Consider the following 16,777-nt stretch of genomic DNA (forward strand, 5'->3'; position numbering starts at 1 on the left):
ACTAGGACTTCTATACTCTTTTGGGAAACTTTGCAACAGAACCGTTCGATGTATTCAAAACAAGAGAGTTGCACTTCCTGAATCGAGTGATAAGTTCTGCGATTAATTTCCCGTTGTTTGAGGTACTTGAAAAAGACCTCGGTCACGGCATTATCATAAGGATAGCCAGGTTTGGAATAAGAAGCAAGCAACTGATGGTCATCTAATAGCTTTCTGAAAGAAGCTGATTTAAATTGGCTCCCTTGATCAGAATGAAAAATAATTGGCGCCTTAGGTTTTCTTTTATGCAAAGCTATTTTAAGAGTGTCACAGGCGAGCCTAGCATCAATCTTATCACTTACTTTCCAAGCAATACATTTCCTAGAGTAGAGGTCAAGAATAGCGCAGAGATAAACGTGACGTTTAGAACCGATAGAAATATAAGTAAAGTCGGTTGTCCAAACTTGATTTGGTGACTTCGGATTAAATTCTTGTTTAAGCAGATTATCAGAAGAAAACATAGGAGCTTTCTTTGATTTAAAGCGAGGTTTGATGGTTGACATTTTAGGGAGCGTCATAGACTTGAGAAGTCGTAAAATACGTCCTTCAGAAATATTGGCGCCATAATCACGCAGAAGAATGATTTTAAAAGCTCTTGTTCCGATCCTTTTCTTAGCTTTCATATAAATTTCAAGGAGTAGCTTTCTCAAGTTTTGGTTCTCTATTTCTCGCTTTGAAGGCTTCTTGTTAATGAAATTATAGTAAGTTGACCGGTTGACATGTAAAACACGACAGAGCATAACTGTCGTGTGTTCAAAACGGAGGCGATAGATTGCTTTTAATCTTACTTGGAGTTTTGCATGAATATGGCACTTGCTTTTTTTAAGATAAGATTTTCCTCTTCTAATTGAGCGTTACGCTTTTGTAATTCCTGAATCTGTTTAGCAGTTAACACTGTATTATCTTCAAGTTGAACTTGAGAATACTGCTTAATCCATTTTGCAAGTGCAGAAACCGAGACACCATAATCTTTACAGAGTTCGGATTGAGTTTTACCTGTTTGGTAGAGATTAACGAGAGATTGTTTAAATTCCTCGTCGTAACGTTTAAAGCCTGACATAAAAGTCCTTTCGTTTTTGTGTCTTATGAGACAGATTATAGCACACTAGTTTGTGTCCACTTTTATAGTATAGCTCCACACAAACGGAATATCAAAACCCTGAACTACGCAAACAAAAAAAAGAAACAGAAAAGCACAGCGCTGGATTCGGAGACTTGCTAAAAGGCTGGTTCAAAAAATAAAAACTGGGGATTGGGGACACCCCCAAAAATTAAGTAAATGGATAAGGAAGAAACCTTATCCATTTCTTAAATTCCGTAACATGGGGACATGTTACTATGCTTGCAAAAGGTGAAACCTCGTCCCCCTTGCAAAAGGTCAAAAATAAAAGGATGGTTTAAAAAAATAATCAAAACGGTGAAAGACAACCAAAAAAAGGTGGAAGAACAACGTAACCTTCTAAGTCAGTAGTGAGTGTTTGACTAATGTTGACCAAAGGAAGAAAACAAAGCTTTTTTCTTTCTTAATTGGTTCAAAACAGCCTTAAAAGACACGATACAAAAACTATAAAATGAGAAAACTCTCATAATGCAATCCTATACAAACACTATACGAGCTTGTGGTTGAGCCATTTCAAGTCCTATACAAACACTATAAATGAGAAAAAATCTGACCCCTAGCTAAAACAAGTCGCACTGCGACTTCTATCAACTTTTGATAGCAGTTTCTCTTATGCTCTTATTAAAAAAACACAAAATTAGATTAGAAAACCAAAAAAGCTCTTCAAGAAAGGGAACAGATGGAAATTAAAGTTAGAACACTGACCGATGAGCAAGTGAAAAATCTTGACCAGATTGCTAAAGAAAACAAACTTTCGAGGGATAAAATCATTTCAAAAATCATCGGAGAGTCCCTCGACGGGTTAGAGACTATATAGCGTCTAAATGGCAATATTTGAGCCATAGAAGAACGAAAATAGAAAAAAGGTAAATACCCTTGTCGACAAAGAAACGAGCTTAGAACGCAAATTAGAGGGTCTTAAGAACGAGGTAGAAATTCAAGAAGAAAGTCTTGCGGATAGTGAACCACCCCTACCTCTTAGCGTATGCGTAGGTAGGGGTGGTTCACGTTTAGGAATGTAAATTTGACAAAAAAACGAAGATGTGATAAATTCAAGATAGCGAATTTGAAGAAGTCGCTATTGAACACAAAATCAAAACCACAGGACTGCAATCCTGTGGTTTTTTTAATCAGTTGCGAACCTGATGTCAGGTTGAATGGCGCTAATCGTCATTATCTTTCTCTTTCAACCAACGAGAAAATAGCTTGAGTGCTATTCCAACTAAGATTGGAGCAATGACGTATTTGAAGAAGTCTAGGAACACAAAATCACCTCCTCTCCTAGGCGAGATTTGGGTTAAGCGCCAAAACATATTGTATCACAAGTCAAAGTATCCGCAAAGGCTCTGCCTGCGCCAGTTCTTTTAGCAGTAATGTCAGCTATTTTTATCGAGAAGTACAAGCGGAGCGACAAAAGCAATTTGAACACTCTCGGCACTAAAGTACCGAGTTTTTTAACTGGTTTTAAAAGCTCATATTTTGCGTTTTAAACGATTTTAGAATAATTTGCGGCAAATTCTAAATCCGCGGGCGTAAATCTTTAATACGAGCAAAATATGAGCTCGTGTCGTGAGCCTTGGCGAACTTTTCCTTTTTGGCAACCTCGAAGAGTGGGGGAATTTTTGCGAATGCAAAAAGGGGGCAAAGCCCCTTAAAATGCTTTTGGGAAAAATCGAAGATTTTTGTCATTTTAAACCTCTTTTTTCGAGGGCAAAGAATTTTAGAAAAAAGAGATTAAATCAGAGGGGTCTCTTTTATAATTCTTTTAAACCTCTTTTAGGAAGCTGGAAAACGTTGGTACATCTGGCGTGGAACAATGTTTACATGACCCTCTTTGATACTCTACATGACCCTCTTTGATACTCTACATGACCCTCTTTGATACTTTATTCTTTATAAGCCCTGTTTGATACACCTCATAAATCGCTTTAAATAAGCTTTTAAATGTTTATAAGCCTCGTTTGATACCGTCTATAAGCCTTGTTTGATACTTGATTTTATTTCTATATTTTAGTATTATTTTTATAAGCCCTAAGACTTATAAAGGAGTTGAGAAATATGCACGAAATAGTTCAATATCATAATGATTTTAATACTGTCCCTCTTAGAGGGTTCAATGAACGTGAAAAACGAATTGTAATGGCTCTCCTTCATGAAGTCAAAGGAAAGGACACTCAAGTTGTACAACTCGACTTTAATACTTTGCGTGGACTTGTTGGATGGGACGAAAAAAATGGAAAAAGGAATTCATCTGAATTTGTTAAGTATCTTGAAACACTATCTGAAAAAATCATGACACTTCGAGGAACTCTAAGAAGTGAGAGCGGACTAAAAGTCGTTAAATTTAGTCTATTTCCAACATTTATTATTGACGGCGAGGACACACAAACTCTGAAAGTTTCTATAAATCCTGAATTCAAGTATCTTACAAATATTTTTGATATGTTTACTGCCTTTGAGTTAGAAGACTATAACAAAATGAGTACAAGCTATGGACAAGAACTCTATCGATTAATCAAACAATTTAGAACAACTGGCTTTTATCGAGTGAAAGTAGAAGATTTGAGGCACTTACTTTCTGTTCCAAAAAGCTACACCAATGCGGATATGGATAGAAAAGTCTTTTCTAAAACCACTATCATTGACCTTACAAATGCTTTCCCTAACTTTAAAATCAAGCAAGAGCGAGGCACAGGTCGAGGACGTCCAATCATTGGTTATACCGGTTCTGTTGCAAAGTTTCCCAAAAGAGTATAGAAGTCCTAGTTTAACATTTTGACTATGCTGGGATCCCCATCAGAACTTTAATTTCAGTCGACACCGAAAATCCGAAGAGCGTTCCGTTTCTTCGGTTCTTTTTGTATATTCCTCGAATAGTCTCCATGCCCTTAATCGTGGTTGAGGCAGTTCGTAAACTTCGATAAAATTTATTACGGCGCTTAATTGGACGATGGTCCTGCTCAATTAAATTATTGAGATACTTAACTGTCCGATGTTCTGTCTTGGTATATAAACCGTTAATCTGTAGCTTTCTGAATGCAGAGCTAATCGATGGTGCTTTATCGGTTACAATCACTCTAGGTTGTCCAAATTGTTTATGGAGCCGTTTTAAGAAAGCATAAGCCGCCTGAGTATCCCGTTTCTTTCGTAACCAAATGTCTAAAGTTAATCCATCAGAATCAATTGCACGATAGAGATAATGCCAACGTCCTTTAATTTTGATATAGGTTTCATCCATTTTCCACGAATAGAAGGACTGTCTATTTTTCTTCTTCCAAAGATGATAGAGGACTTTACTGTACTCTTGAACCCAGCGATAAATCGTAGTGTGACAAACATTTATTCCACGATCATACAGTAGTTCTTGAACTTCACGATAGCTCAGATTGTAACGCAGGTAGTAACCAACAGCGACAATAATCACATCTTTTTGAAATTGTTTCCCTTTGAAATGATCCATCTGTCTACCCTCACTCTCGTTTTCTTACATTTTACAATAAATCAGGAGTTATGGGGAACTTTGCAACAGAACCTTATTTTCTTTGTTCCCACGAATCAATTTTTCGTGTAATCCAACCTACATTCCAATCGCTGCGAGCGCTTGCTCTGCATATATTGATGCAACACTTGCCTTTGAAGAATTGTTGAAATCATCTATGGACACTTCAGCTATTCCATCTGATATTTCTGTCAGTGCCTTTTTCATGGCTTCGTTATCTTTTTTGAGCTTTTCAACTTCTCTTTCGGCAGCTAATTTTTCTTGATGAAGCTGCACAAATTCTGAAGCAGTGACTAGCTGCATTTTTTCGTCTCTAATTTTCTGAATCGAATCTGACTTATAAGCTTTAAGATAATTCTCTAAACAATCTTTTACAGTTCCTTCTGCCATAAATAATCCCTCTTTATTTTCTACTGCACTCCAAGCATTGGGTCACATGACCTCTTGTTTCTGTGATCTCACTCTCTTTTTTACCCTTCTGACAATATTGACAAATGTTTTGATAGCTTGGTAACTGATGAATTTGACCGCATTCCTTACACGTTTTATCCCCTTTCATTGATTGCCTCCAATTGTATTCTAAAAACCGCATTAACGGAAAAACCCTATCCTCATTTAAAGAGAATAGAGTGCTTATCATCAGCAAGAACTGCTTCGCTAATTTAGATCCCCATATCTCCCGTATGATATCAATGCCACTTATTTTAAATTTGACATTAGGATAAATTAAATTTGTTTTGAATAGCACTGACAGGAGTCGAACCTGCGATAAACTATATACGGGATGTTTATAGAATATCATTACCAATAATCAGTGCTGCCTTTAGCAATTGCTAACTTCTAGGGAAGCCCTAGAAATGCCTATCAGAGGAGTTGAACCTCTTTGTGATCCGTTGTTCCCAAGTGAACGTGACAGGTGTTTAAGCCATGTTTAAGTAAATTATAAAGTAAGGGGTATGGTTTAATGGATAAAAATGTTATAATGAGGGTTGGTATTATAAGAGAAATAGTACTCTAATTTTAGCTTTTATCATCTAAAAATAGGCTATTTTTATCCATTACTCTTGATTTCTTGTTTAAACAAGAGTTGAGAGTTTTTTTGTGAATTCCAAATATTATGGATTTCGCTTTTTAAAGGTACCATAAAGCTTGATAGGGAAAGTGTTGTTCGGGTTTTTTTAAATGCTTAGTAACAAGAAGTTTTCTTTTTCCCCTGTGAATATATAATACGACTTTAAGTCGTGTTTGTCAAGCGGTAATTCGAAAATTTGAGGTAAAAAATGAATTTTTCAACTAGACTAAGAGAATTAAGGAAAAAAAAGGGGTTAACTCAATCTGAACTAGCAAAAAAATTAAATGTTACATATCGGGCAATCCAGAAGTACGAATCTGGTGAGGGCAAGCCTAGAAATACAAACCTTGTTGCCTTAGCGAAAATCTTTGACGTAAGTGTCAGTTATCTTTTAGGTGAAACAAATGTTAATCCAAAATTTTCCATTGCTGAAGTAATGGAAGAATTAAATGAGCAACGTCAAGAAAAAACTTATAAGTTTGCCAAAAAACAACTTACCGAACAAAACGAAGAAAATAAAATTGTTCAATTAAGTAATTCATTGATTCCCTATGAAGTCGAGGAAGAACAAGCCTTGTCGGCAGGTATGGGGGAAGCCTATACAGACGAAGTTAGTAAGGAAATCGTCTATTGGAACAAACAAGTGAAGCATGATCGTTCAGTCGTTATTAGGGGCAATTCAATGGAACCTGATTATCACTATGGAGATGTTGCCCTGATCTGTTATCAAGATTCAGTGGACGTCCCTGGTGGGATATATGCGGTAGATGACATCGAGAGAGGTTTGGCTTACATCAAATCTGTTTTTGTCGAAGACAAATACATTCGATTAGTTTCTTTGAACGACTCAGAAGACATCGAAGGCAATAGATTATTCCCTGATATTCTTTTGCCAAGAAATGAAAACACAAGGATAATTGGAAAAGTTGTAGAAGCTTTTACGCCAATTAAAAAAGAGTATTAAAAAAGTGAAAATCAACAAATCTTTTAAGCGTTGATTTTCACTTTTTTATTCTTGTTATTCATTATGTTTTTAAACCCTTTGAAGGATTAGCAGACCAACAACGATGAGAGTTATCTTAGAGCTCTTCTTCTAACTTTTCTTTATCAGATTTTTTTGTAGTTGGTTTCCATATTTTTTCTTCAGGTAACATATTGCTAGTAATATCTCTATACGCTTCTTTAATTCCACTTTTTACAGCCCATTTGATAACAAAGTATAAAGTAACAAAAAATATAAAACCACTTCCACCGCTAAGACCTAAATTTTCCCACATGATATCTCCTCTTTCAAATTCAATTTATAATTAAATACTAGCCTTCAATTTTTTTTGAGCTTCAAGCTTAATTTCCTCAAGATAAGCTAATTCTTCTTGACTTGTTTTATTCTCATAATCAGGTTCAGACCAATCAAAGCCTTTGCTATCTTGCTCAGCTCCATCTTTTTGTCCTAAAAAATCTTGGTGTGTCTGATTATTCCAGTATTCAGAAAACATATTTTTCATCGAACCGAAAAGGTAATTCTCAAAATTTGTGATATTTTTTTCTTTCGTTCTAATCACGTTAAAATAGCGTCTCAGCGTGTTTAGTAACTTTTCTTGTAATTCTGGTTCTTCAAGGACGAAGTAAACACCAACAGCCTCATTTTCCTTGCATACAGCATTCTTAGCATTCAGAATTATCCCAATTGTTTTTCTAAGTTGCTGAGGCGAGTTACACCACATTTGAAGTAAGTTGATAGCTTCTTCGCTAAGAAATAAATCGTGAGTTCCTTCTTTGAGGAACTTTTTAGAATTTTTAACCAAGTCTTGATTTTGGGCTTTAATTTGAGCAGCTGAAAAATTAGAAAAAGAAAAATCTAGTTCTTGAGTATCTTTAATATTATCTAAAGAGGTATCTAAAGAGTCTTTATATAGATTTAGTGCAGAATTTGCACCTCCGCTTGTACCAAGGGGTTGAGGGGGTTCTTCAACGTAACTATACGGAAGTGCAGAATTTGCACTTCCGCTTGTACCAAGGGTTTGAACGAAGTTCTGCGGAAGTGCAGAATTTGCACTTCCGCTTGTACCAAGGGTTTGAGGGCTTTTTTTATCATAATCGCCTCGCAAATATACATCAGTAGCACTAACTTCTAATTCAGCTAAGTAAAGTCGGTTCGGCTCATTTTTCCCACTTTTCGGATTAAAACCCATTTTCTTTTGGAGTAAGAGATTTGCACTTTCTAATTCTTTTTTGATGTTAATTACTGTACGAGGAGAAACATCTAACAGATCAGCCAGTTCTTGGTTCGTAAAAATGAAATAGACATTACCAGATTCATCGATCCAATTATTCTTGAGAGAATATTCTTCACGATCCATAAGAACCATGTATGCTGCTTTCGCACTGAGAGATAAATTTTTCTTGTATTTTTTACTGTAATATAGTACTTTAGGAAATTGAAAAAAAAGTTCTTTATATCGATTGTCAGCTTTTCTAAAATTAAAAGTAGTCAAAATAACAATTCCTTTCTGTGATGTTTCTCGTTAGCAATAGCATAACAAAAAAAACATCAAATTTCAAATAGTTTTTTAAGGTATAGAAATATAGATATTAGTAAATTAGTAATTATCTCTATTTCTATATTTAAAAAAATACTAATTTACTAATATCTATAAAACGACGAGCAGAAATACTTTAGGCAATGCATTTATACAAGTAATATCTATATATAGATAAATAGATATTAGTGAATATAGTAATATCAATATTTAGAAATATAGATATTTACTAATCTGCCAAAGACAACTATTTTGTTTAAAAACAGTAGTGTGGGGAGGTTAGATAGGAATATGGATAAAATACTAATATGTAAATATAGATATTTCTATATTTACATATTAGTATAGTTGTGTTATAATATAAATAACAAGGAGGCAAGCATGGAAGAATTAAATCAGGCAAAACAATTGCTAAAAGAACGCAAGAAAGCTGTCACTATTATTATTGGTAATCAAAAAGGAGGAGTTGGTAAAACAACAAATACTTACTTAATTGCTTATACACTTTCGAAGTTAGGGATTAAAACATTAGTGTGTGATCTTGATCCTCAATCAAACTCTACTAAAGCACTAATGCTTACAAAATCTCAGAATAGTAATGAAATAATGACTATTGATAAGACTTTGATGTGGGGAGTCCAACAACGTAACTTAAAAGATTTACCAGTGCCAATTATTGAAAACCTTGATTTATTACCAAGTTATATTGATTTTGAAGACTTTGCAAAGTATTTATATAAAAATACTAGTACAGAATATGAAGAAACTCATTTATTAGAGCCATTGTTTGAGCCGCTAAAAGAAGATTATGACATAATACTAATTGACGTTCCACCTTTAAGTATTGAGGTAACAAGCAATGCTGTTATGTTTAGTGATTATGTTCTTATCTCATTGCAAACTCAGGATGATAGCATGACAGGAGCAGTTGAATATATTAAAACATTAGTTAAGCTGAAGATGAAATATGACCTTGGTATAGAGGTGCTTGGTGCCTTGCCGATGCTATCAAATAGTAGAGGTTCAGTGGATAAACTAATTATTGAGTCAGCAAAAGAAGAGTGGGGGGAAGATCTTGTTTTTGAAACTGTAATTCCTCAAATGGAACGGATAAAGCGATTTAGTATAAATGGTATAACTGATGAAGACCGTTTTGACCGAAAAGTTCTTGAAATGTATGAAAAAGTTGTTTCAGAAATGCTATCTAAGCTTATAGAATTTGAAGAATAGAAGAGAGGAAATTTAATATGGTAAGAAAAGGATTATTAGAACGCAAAGTTGAAGGAGCAATATCTCCAAATCAAAAGTTTGAAAGTGAGGCAAATATCAATATTGTAAAACCAGAAAAAAAACAGAAAAACCAATTTAAAAATCAAAAAGTTACTCTCAAAATTTCAGATGATATTAAAACAAGTTTGGAAGCAATAAAAGTATTGCAAAAATTGAAATTTGATTATGAAGCAATTCAGTTTTTGATTGATGATTTCACTCAAAACCTGAGTGCAGATGAAAAACGCAGGTACTCTGTTTTAAAAGATAATCTCTAAGAGTGGTATAAAAACATTATTTGAAAATAGAAATATAGATATTAGTATATTGGCGAATATCTATATTTCTATATTTTTTTTAAAACAAAGAGTATTGAAGTATGAGTCAAATGCTCAATAAATAATAAGGAATCTCTGAATATGTTAACTGAAAAAGAATTAGAAGAAAAAATTGGAAATTTGATACACTATGTGGGGAACAGAGAGCTAGGAGGAGATGACTCAAGTGAAGAATTAACAAGTATTATATCTGGAGCAAAGAAAGAATTACAAGTCAGATTAGGAATGATAGAACCAGGATCAATTCTTTGTAAGTTTATAAAAAACCCACCACGGAATCCTAAAGAAAAACCTACTGATTATAGAGGGCTTTTATATTACCATGAAAAAAATTTGCAAAAGTTAATTGAAGAGCATTCTGAGCCAGAATATGAAGATATTTTTGGTAGAATGAAACCGGCTAAAATTGCAACCAAAGAGGATATTATTAGCAATTACAATGATACATTAAAAAGATTTAGTGAGGTTTATAACAATTATAAAGATGGTAAACAAATCAAATACGGAAATTTTTCATCTTTTACTTGTGAACCGACTAAAATAGACGTGAATTCTTTTAAATCACACCATGTTTGTGAACGGGTTATTGTGATGCGTGCAAGTGCAAACAATATTTATCCTCATAACGCATTAGGACAACTTGAATATGAAGTATTTGATATTGTGTTAGAAGAAAATATTATAGAATGCATCACATTTGATGAGTGGATGATTAAATATCCGAAATATAGTTTAGCATTTAAAGAGTATGAAGAAAGTATAACTCAGGTAAAAATCATCAAATCAACAAGTGATAAAAAAGTTTATAATGATGAAGAATTGGAAATTATAAACATTATGGATAAAATAAGTTCTGAAATAGATAAAGATCGAAACCAAAGTTAAAGTCAAGATAAAGGTATGACCTTAAAGACACCTTTGTCTTGACAAGGTGGTAATATTCTATGGATAAGAATTCAAGTATAAAAAGACTAATTGTTTTGTAACTAGTCTTTTTATGTATTTATAAGTTATTTTATTCTCATAGTTGAGCGATTTGTATATACAAAGAGAACAAGGAGTAAAGTAGAACTGAACGAATCGTTTCATAAATCGGGTTCTACTTTTTTAAGAAATATTCATAATTTGTTCAATGGAGATGAGGTAAATTTTATCTGTTGATTTTATTCTCACTTGATTATTGATAAATTCAGAAACAAAACCAAAGACTTCAGTTATTTTATTTTTAGAATGATATTTAACTTTGATTTGTACCTGATTAGAAAAAGACTGGTTAAGAAGATGGAGCACTACATGAGGTGATAAAGTTTGAATGACTTTATCATTTTTTTGTTCCTTTTCAAAAGTATTTTGAGCCTCCGTAAGTTCTCCAGTCGCAAATGCGCCCCATTTCATCATCCCTCGGTCGTGATAAGTCCGAATGACCTCATAAGGGCTATATGAACGGTCAACTGACATCTGTTTCCTCCTTGTTTTGGCTTGCTGCGTGACCTCCGATAAGCTTGTTCCGATGGATCACACGTGATCCTGCAGATAAACTACTTGCCTTTTGGATGGAGAGAAAATCGAACTTTTCTCTAATCTCATCGATGGCTTTTTGAAGGGCTTCTTGCTTTTCATTGGATTGATTTTCTTCAACACTTTCAAATAGTGAAAGTTGTTTGACCGAACTATCAGAGAGCTGATTCCCATAGATAGTTTATGGTTCTGTTGCGAAGTTTCCAAGTTTTCTAGATTTATTATAAAATGGAAGGGAAAAGAGAGCGAGGGGTTCCAAATGAATCATTTTAAGGGCAAACAATTCCAAAAAGATGTGATTATTGTCGCAGTAGGTTACTACCTCCGTTACAATCTGAGCTATCGTGAAGTTCAGGAATTGCTTTATGACCGTGGAATAAATGTTTGTCACACTACGATTTATCGTTGGGTTCAAGAATACAGTAAAGTGCTCTATCATCTCTGGAAAAAGAAAAATAGACAGTCCTTCTATTCGTGGAAAATGGATGAAACCTATATTAAAATCAAAGGTCGTTGGCATTATCTCTATCGAGCAATTGATGCGGACGGTTTAACCTTAGATATCTGGTTACGAAAGAAACGAGACACGCAGGCGGCGTATGCTTTCTTAAAAAGGCTCCATAAACAGTTTGGACAACCTAGAGTCATCGTAACTGATAAAGCACCCTCTATTGGCTCTGCATTTAGAAAGTTACAGAGAAATGGGTTATACACCAAAACAGAGCATCGAACCGTGAAATATCTCAATAACTTAATTGAGCAAGATCATAGACCAGTCAAACGTCGCAATAAATTTTATCGAAGTCTCCGGACTGCCTCAACCACGATTAAGGGCATGGAGACCATTCGAGGAATATACAAAAAGAACCGAAGAAATGGAACGCTCTTCGGCTTTTCGGTCTCTACTGAAATAAAAATTTTAATGGGAATAACAGCTTAAGAGGAACACGGGGCAGAAACGTTATTTTAAAATTTCAAACTTTGCAACAGAACCGGCAGTTCTAACAAATCCAAAATCAGCGGCTGCCTGCAAAAGTTCACTATATTGTCTATCAGTTAATCCAAAATTTCTTTGTTTAGATTTTTCAACTGATCTAATTGGATTAATTAGAACTGGTTTGATACTTCTTGCTTCACTAATTTCGAGTTCAGTATCAGTATTACTTTCACCTGCAAGAGGTCTTGTTTCCCAATTTGATGTAACCAGATTTAATTCTTGACCATTGTCCACCTTTGGATTTGCAGGTAGTCCTGGTTCAATAGTATTGAGGTCAGTATCACTATCAGTATTACCTCCTCGCATAAAATCAAGAAATGAATTTGCTTGTTCGTTATTAGCCATTTAATGACTCCTTTGTGTAAGATTTTTGTCGATTAGACAAGGAAGCCTGTATTCTTCCAAAGCAGACAGAGGGATTCCAACCCACATTCAAGCTATCTTACACAGTGGTGAGACAGAGTGGTGTTACTCCACATTACAGGAAGTCTCACCAGTGAGCTTGAGCTTTATGCTTTTAAGCGATGTCCACATCTCTAAACAATTGTTTAGATAAGTAGTTTATTGACATACTTAGGTCAAGGTCTTTATCATCCTTCTTTTTTAGAAATGTACAGAAGAAACTGCTTTTCTTGTTGCTATTTTCTGTTGTAATCCAATTCTGAAGTAACTCAAATAGTTTTGTCTACTGTTATATTTGTTATCTATCAATTGTTCTTTAACCAACTCAGCAAATGCAATTGATGCTTGTTCTGGGTCAGAGTAATCTAAATCAAATCCAACTCGTGTGGTAAACAAGAAGTCCATTAAGTCGGTTTTGACATCCTCAGAAAATTTTGTTTTCAAAAGAGATTCAATCAAATCTTTTTCAAATGGAAAGCATTCAAGATAATCCATTTTTGCTTTTTCAAGTTTATTTTGAAATTCTGAAATTTCTTTATTATTTTCTTCTTCTTCTTCACCATTTATTAGTAAACCTTTATTAATAGATTTAATACCTGTTGATTTTGTGCTGTCCGTTTTATGCTGTTCAAAATCAACACCCATAGAAATCCCATGGTTATCAGTGTGTTGATTTTCAACACCCTGATTAACACTGGGTTTAGGGTCACTTGATTTTTGTGCATTTTCTATCAATTTTTTATTTCGATAGTATGAAGCAGGCTTTCTATTCGTTCCAGAACGATAAGCAATATCCCAACCAGTTGTTAAGTACTCCTCATTTAATTCTTGAATAGTTTCTTCTGAAAATCCTTCATGACTAAAAAGATACTCAAATTGTTGTTTAGGTTTTTTTCCTTTGGAATATGCGATAATGAAATTTTGGTCAAGAAGTTCATTCCAAATTCTTTCAACTGAGGTTTTTTTATTTTTTTCAAAGCATGTATAAAGATTTGTTTTATGAAAAATATAATTATCTGGCATACTTTCCATATAACTTAGTAACCCTCTAGCTTCTAAACTTAAATCGTTTCTTTGCAAAAATTCTCTATTTAAACTTTCATAGCCTTTTTGTTTTTTAAATTTCTTAACTGCCATAATATGTTTCCATTTTCTAACTTAAACGTATCCGCCAAGATACGATAAGAATTAAGTTTTAAAGCGAAATCGAGGATTCGAGCCTCTATCGTCCTTATTGACTTAAGTCAATACAGAATTTCGCAAATGCAAGTACTGTTGGCGCAGACCCGCAAGGCTATTATGGCAGATAGCGATATGAGCTAATGCTCAATGATTTATGCAGGAATCGAACCTGCGAAATTAAGTAATAATTACTATCTAGCACCAATTAAATCAGTATATTGTATATTTATATAACTAGAGTGCATATAAATGCAAAAAACCATCACTCAAATCTAATTGAGTGATGGTTTATAAGTTCCATTATTTATTGTTATTTAGTAATATTTGCTCTTCTGCTTCTGCCAATTCTAATGTAAAAAGAATTACAGTTTTTCGGAAAGATGTTACTTAAAACATATAGGAGTTCTGTGTCACACCTTTCCGAAAGGTTTCATAAACCTTGCTATTATAAGGTTTTTGTAACACATTGCTCTCCTGCTTTTTGTTTTCATCATCTTTCTAAAAAATTTTTTCAGAAGTTTTTTCTTTTTCTTACTAAAATAAATTAATAGATATTATTATAAATCAAATCACTCACAAAAAAGAGAGATTCCTATTAAGAATCTCCCTTTTACATCATTTGACTTGACTTTTTATGCATATTTATTTATAATATCATTAAGTAAGTCGATTGAACGGAATGTGTTCTTAATCGGCAGGTCTGATTAAGCTGTAACTTTATCAGGCCTTTTTTAGTTGCCTTAATTATAGCATAAACTATTCTTGCGTGCAAGGATTTTTTTGTTATGCTCTGTTAGGCTGATTAATCAGCTTTTGGAGGGTATTTGACTTCCATTGTTTTTCTGTCAAAGAATGCTAAGACCTCCTGTTTAACTTCAAATTTGTGCCAGGTATCTCCATTTTTCCAATACAAAAATCCATCCTTTGAGGTCACTACGGCAACAATCTTAACCCTTTGTGGCCCACTTTTGGTTTCAACAGCCGCCTCGTCGCCTTTACGTAGTCTAATTGGTTGTAGGTGGTCTGGTACCTTCCAATAGCGTTTATGTTTGTCAGTTCCGTTAATATGGACGGCTTGAATGATTTTCATGGTTACTCCCCTGTCATTTAATTACGTTAATCTGATTATATCAAAAATTACACGTTAAATAAATTTTAGATAGTTTGTGAAGTTTATAACTTTCTTAATGCATCTTTAGCTTCAGCACTAACAATATGGGTATATAACTCAGTTGGTTTGGTTGAAGAATGTCCTAATTGGTTGCTGACAAGGACTTGGGAGTGACTGACATTATAAAGTCTTGTTGCGAATGTATGCCTTAGTGTATGAGGTGTCACTCGTACTTTATAAGCTGCTGAATACTTTGCGACTAGCTTATTTATCGAAGCATTTGATATTTTTCTTATTTTTTGGTTGTAATCTGTGATGAATAAGGCTTGAACTTCAGTATCTATGCTACTTCTTGCCTCAAAATAATCAGTTATATATCTGTGTGAAAAGTGGGCAATTGGAACAACATCTTTTTTTCCTTCTTTTCGCATCACACTCACTTTCCCTGTTTCAAGGTTTAAATCATTGAGATTGATCCCTACAAGTTCCGCACAACGTAATCCAGAAGATAAAAAGAGGCTTAGTATGGCTAAATCTCTTTTTTTATTTTTTTTGAAACTTGTTTTCGCACGATTACTGACAGACTTTTCATAGTCTTGCTCAACAAATTCTAAAAAGGCTTTGGTTTCATCTCCTAGGAATAGTTTACCTTCTAGTTGAGCAGCACGGTAATGCAAGGTTTCGCTCTTTTTTCGGATATGAATTAAGCGGCTGACATTTCTTGTCATGTATGTATTTCCGTGAATATCTTCAGTTTGTTCACACAAGTAGTTATATAGGCTCTTAATCGCTGCAATGGTTCGATTTAGTGCTGATGTATGTGTATTAGAACCACATTTTGATTCTAAACGGAGCCGTTCGTGAAGTACAAAAGCTTCTAGCTCACGTTTCGTTACGTTTTCCATTTCTTTCAAAGTAATTTCTTTGATGTTAGCATGGCTCGTTATATTATTTTCATTCATCCATTTCAAGTATTTTCTAAATTCTAAGCAGTAAGAGTAAATCGAGGCAATACTCAGTGGTACAGTGTCCTTAGACTGGATAAACTCATTGACGTAGTAGGGAAACTCAAGCATAAGTTTATTTACATTATAACGATAACCATGGTTTTCTGACATCTCTTTTTATTGTTCCTCAACATTTTCTATTCAAATTAGAATATATTGTAGTCAAATATTAAAGTATTGTCAATTTTTATTATAAATCAAAATTTTATGATAAGGGGTCTGTTTAGGCTGATTTAACAGAATCTGGAATATCCGTAAACGGTTATTTCATCCGATTGAAACGATAGATATCTTTCCGAAAAAGTTTGATTTTTCTCATACTAATTTAAATATTTTTTTCGATGCAATACTGACCCTAATACTAACCTTAATACCGACCCTAATACTAACCCTAATACCGACCCTAATACTGACTCTAATACTGACCTTAATACTAACCTCGATACCGACCCTAATACTGACCTCAATACTGACCCTAATACTGACCCTAATACTGACCTCAATACTGACCCTAATACTAACCCTAATACTAACCCTAATACCGACCCTAATACCGACCCTAATACTAACCCTAATACCGACCCTAATACTAACCTCGATACCGACCCTAATACTGACCTTAATACTGACTCTAATACCAGCCCTATTATTTAAACAATGACTTCACTTATATAAGAAAAAAG

17 protein-coding genes and 2 pseudogenes are annotated in these 16,777 nt (G+C 34.1%); 7 read left to right on the forward strand and 12 right to left on the reverse strand.

The window, feature by feature from the left end:
* Window positions 1-38: 38 nt before the first annotated feature.
* A pseudogene (locus EQJ87_RS11255) lies at window positions 39-1,099 on the reverse strand (IS3 family transposase); the annotation flags it as partial.
* A 739-nt stretch (window positions 1,100-1,838) separates the two neighbouring features.
* Between EQJ87_RS11255 and EQJ87_RS11620 the strand changes: the two are divergent.
* Window positions 1,839-1,976 carry a hypothetical protein gene (locus tag EQJ87_RS11620; RefSeq protein ID WP_190289103.1) on the forward strand — a complete coding sequence of 46 codons (138 nt, stop codon included), beginning with the start codon at window positions 1,839-1,841 and terminating at the stop codon, window positions 1,974-1,976.
* 346 nt (window positions 1,977-2,322) lie between these two features.
* Here EQJ87_RS11620 and EQJ87_RS11265 read toward each other — a convergent pair whose 3' ends face one another.
* On the reverse strand, window positions 2,323-2,472 hold the full coding sequence (locus EQJ87_RS11265) for a type I toxin-antitoxin system Fst family toxin (RefSeq protein ID WP_130124724.1): 150 nt from the start codon (window positions 2,470-2,472) through the stop codon (window positions 2,323-2,325).
* Between the two features lie 745 nt (window positions 2,473-3,217).
* Here EQJ87_RS11265 and EQJ87_RS11270 point away from each other — a divergent pair.
* Window positions 3,218-3,916: a replication initiation protein gene (locus EQJ87_RS11270; protein ID WP_223804555.1), complete on the forward strand. Its 699-nt coding sequence runs from the start codon at window positions 3,218-3,220 to the stop codon at window positions 3,914-3,916.
* A 22-nt stretch (window positions 3,917-3,938) separates the two neighbouring features.
* Here EQJ87_RS11270 and EQJ87_RS11275 read toward each other — a convergent pair whose 3' ends face one another.
* Together EQJ87_RS11275 and EQJ87_RS11280 are read right to left on the reverse strand one after the other, a co-directional pair.
* Window positions 3,939-4,619, reverse strand: a complete 681-nt coding sequence (locus EQJ87_RS11275) for an IS6 family transposase (RefSeq protein WP_130124723.1) — start codon at window positions 4,617-4,619, stop codon at window positions 3,939-3,941.
* Between the two features lie 117 nt (window positions 4,620-4,736).
* A complete protein-coding gene (locus EQJ87_RS11280; protein ID WP_130124672.1) occupies window positions 4,737-5,048 on the reverse strand; it encodes a hypothetical protein in 312 nt (103 codons plus the stop codon).
* A gap of 890 nt (window positions 5,049-5,938) precedes the next feature.
* Here EQJ87_RS11280 and EQJ87_RS11285 point away from each other — a divergent pair.
* Entirely contained in the window at window positions 5,939-6,694 is a 756-nt protein-coding gene (locus tag EQJ87_RS11285) for an XRE family transcriptional regulator (protein ID WP_130124725.1), read from the forward strand.
* 115 nt (window positions 6,695-6,809) lie between these two features.
* Here the strand turns inward: EQJ87_RS11285 and EQJ87_RS11290 are convergent, their stop codons facing one another.
* The gene (locus EQJ87_RS11290; RefSeq protein WP_130124726.1) at window positions 6,810-7,007 is read right to left on the reverse strand and encodes a DUF6019 family protein; all 198 of its coding nucleotides are present in this window, start codon (window positions 7,005-7,007) and stop codon (window positions 6,810-6,812) included.
* A 30-nt stretch (window positions 7,008-7,037) separates the two neighbouring features.
* Window positions 7,038-8,225 carry a replication initiator protein A gene (locus EQJ87_RS11295; protein WP_370449785.1) on the reverse strand — a complete coding sequence of 396 codons (1,188 nt, stop codon included), beginning with the start codon at window positions 8,223-8,225 and terminating at the stop codon, window positions 7,038-7,040.
* Window positions 8,226-8,651: 426 nt separating this feature from the next.
* Between EQJ87_RS11295 and EQJ87_RS11300 the strand changes: the two genes are divergently transcribed.
* From EQJ87_RS11300 to EQJ87_RS11310, 3 genes are all read left to right on the forward strand, one after another.
* A complete protein-coding gene (locus EQJ87_RS11300; protein WP_130124728.1) occupies window positions 8,652-9,500 on the forward strand; it encodes a ParA family protein in 849 nt (282 codons plus the stop codon).
* Between the two features lie 17 nt (window positions 9,501-9,517).
* Window positions 9,518-9,817: a hypothetical protein gene (locus tag EQJ87_RS11305; RefSeq protein ID WP_130124729.1), complete on the forward strand. Its 300-nt coding sequence runs from the start codon at window positions 9,518-9,520 to the stop codon at window positions 9,815-9,817.
* A 141-nt stretch (window positions 9,818-9,958) separates the two neighbouring features.
* Complete coding sequence (locus EQJ87_RS11310; protein ID WP_130124730.1) at window positions 9,959-10,762, forward strand: hypothetical protein; 804 nt, start codon at window positions 9,959-9,961, stop codon at window positions 10,760-10,762.
* Window positions 10,763-10,984: 222 nt separating this feature from the next.
* On the opposite strand, the gene EQJ87_RS11315 is transcribed toward EQJ87_RS11310, so the two are convergent.
* A complete protein-coding gene (locus EQJ87_RS11315; RefSeq protein ID WP_130124731.1) occupies window positions 10,985-11,335 on the reverse strand; it encodes a hypothetical protein in 351 nt (116 codons plus the stop codon).
* Window positions 11,325-11,573: pseudogene (locus tag EQJ87_RS11750) on the reverse strand (DNA polymerase); the annotation flags it as partial. The pseudogene EQJ87_RS11750 and the gene EQJ87_RS11315, both read right to left, overlap by 11 nt.
* An 81-nt stretch (window positions 11,574-11,654) precedes the next feature.
* Here EQJ87_RS11750 and EQJ87_RS11325 point away from each other — a divergent pair.
* A complete protein-coding gene (locus EQJ87_RS11325; RefSeq protein ID WP_130122782.1) occupies window positions 11,655-12,335 on the forward strand; it encodes an IS6 family transposase in 681 nt (226 codons plus the stop codon).
* A 21-nt stretch (window positions 12,336-12,356) separates the two neighbouring features.
* Here EQJ87_RS11325 and EQJ87_RS11330 read toward each other — a convergent pair whose 3' ends face one another.
* The 4 genes from EQJ87_RS11330 to xerS form a co-directional block, all read right to left on the reverse strand.
* Window positions 12,357-12,737, reverse strand: coding sequence for a hypothetical protein (locus EQJ87_RS11330; protein WP_223804556.1), 381 nt, complete (start codon window positions 12,735-12,737; stop codon window positions 12,357-12,359).
* Between the two features lie 258 nt (window positions 12,738-12,995).
* A complete protein-coding gene (locus EQJ87_RS11335) occupies window positions 12,996-13,931 on the reverse strand; it encodes a hypothetical protein (RefSeq protein ID WP_081199700.1) in 936 nt (311 codons plus the stop codon).
* 847 nt (window positions 13,932-14,778) lie between these two features.
* Complete coding sequence (locus EQJ87_RS11340) at window positions 14,779-15,066, reverse strand: hypothetical protein (RefSeq protein ID WP_015426413.1); 288 nt, start codon at window positions 15,064-15,066, stop codon at window positions 14,779-14,781.
* An 83-nt stretch (window positions 15,067-15,149) separates the two neighbouring features.
* Complete coding sequence (gene xerS / locus EQJ87_RS11345; RefSeq protein ID WP_130124732.1) at window positions 15,150-16,205, reverse strand: tyrosine recombinase XerS; 1,056 nt, start codon at window positions 16,203-16,205, stop codon at window positions 15,150-15,152.
* Between the last annotated feature and the right edge of the window lie 572 nt (window positions 16,206-16,777).

Origin of the sequence: Lactococcus sp. S-13, assembly GCF_004210295.1 — a bacterium.
GTDB lineage: Bacteria > Bacillota > Bacilli > Lactobacillales > Streptococcaceae > Lactococcus.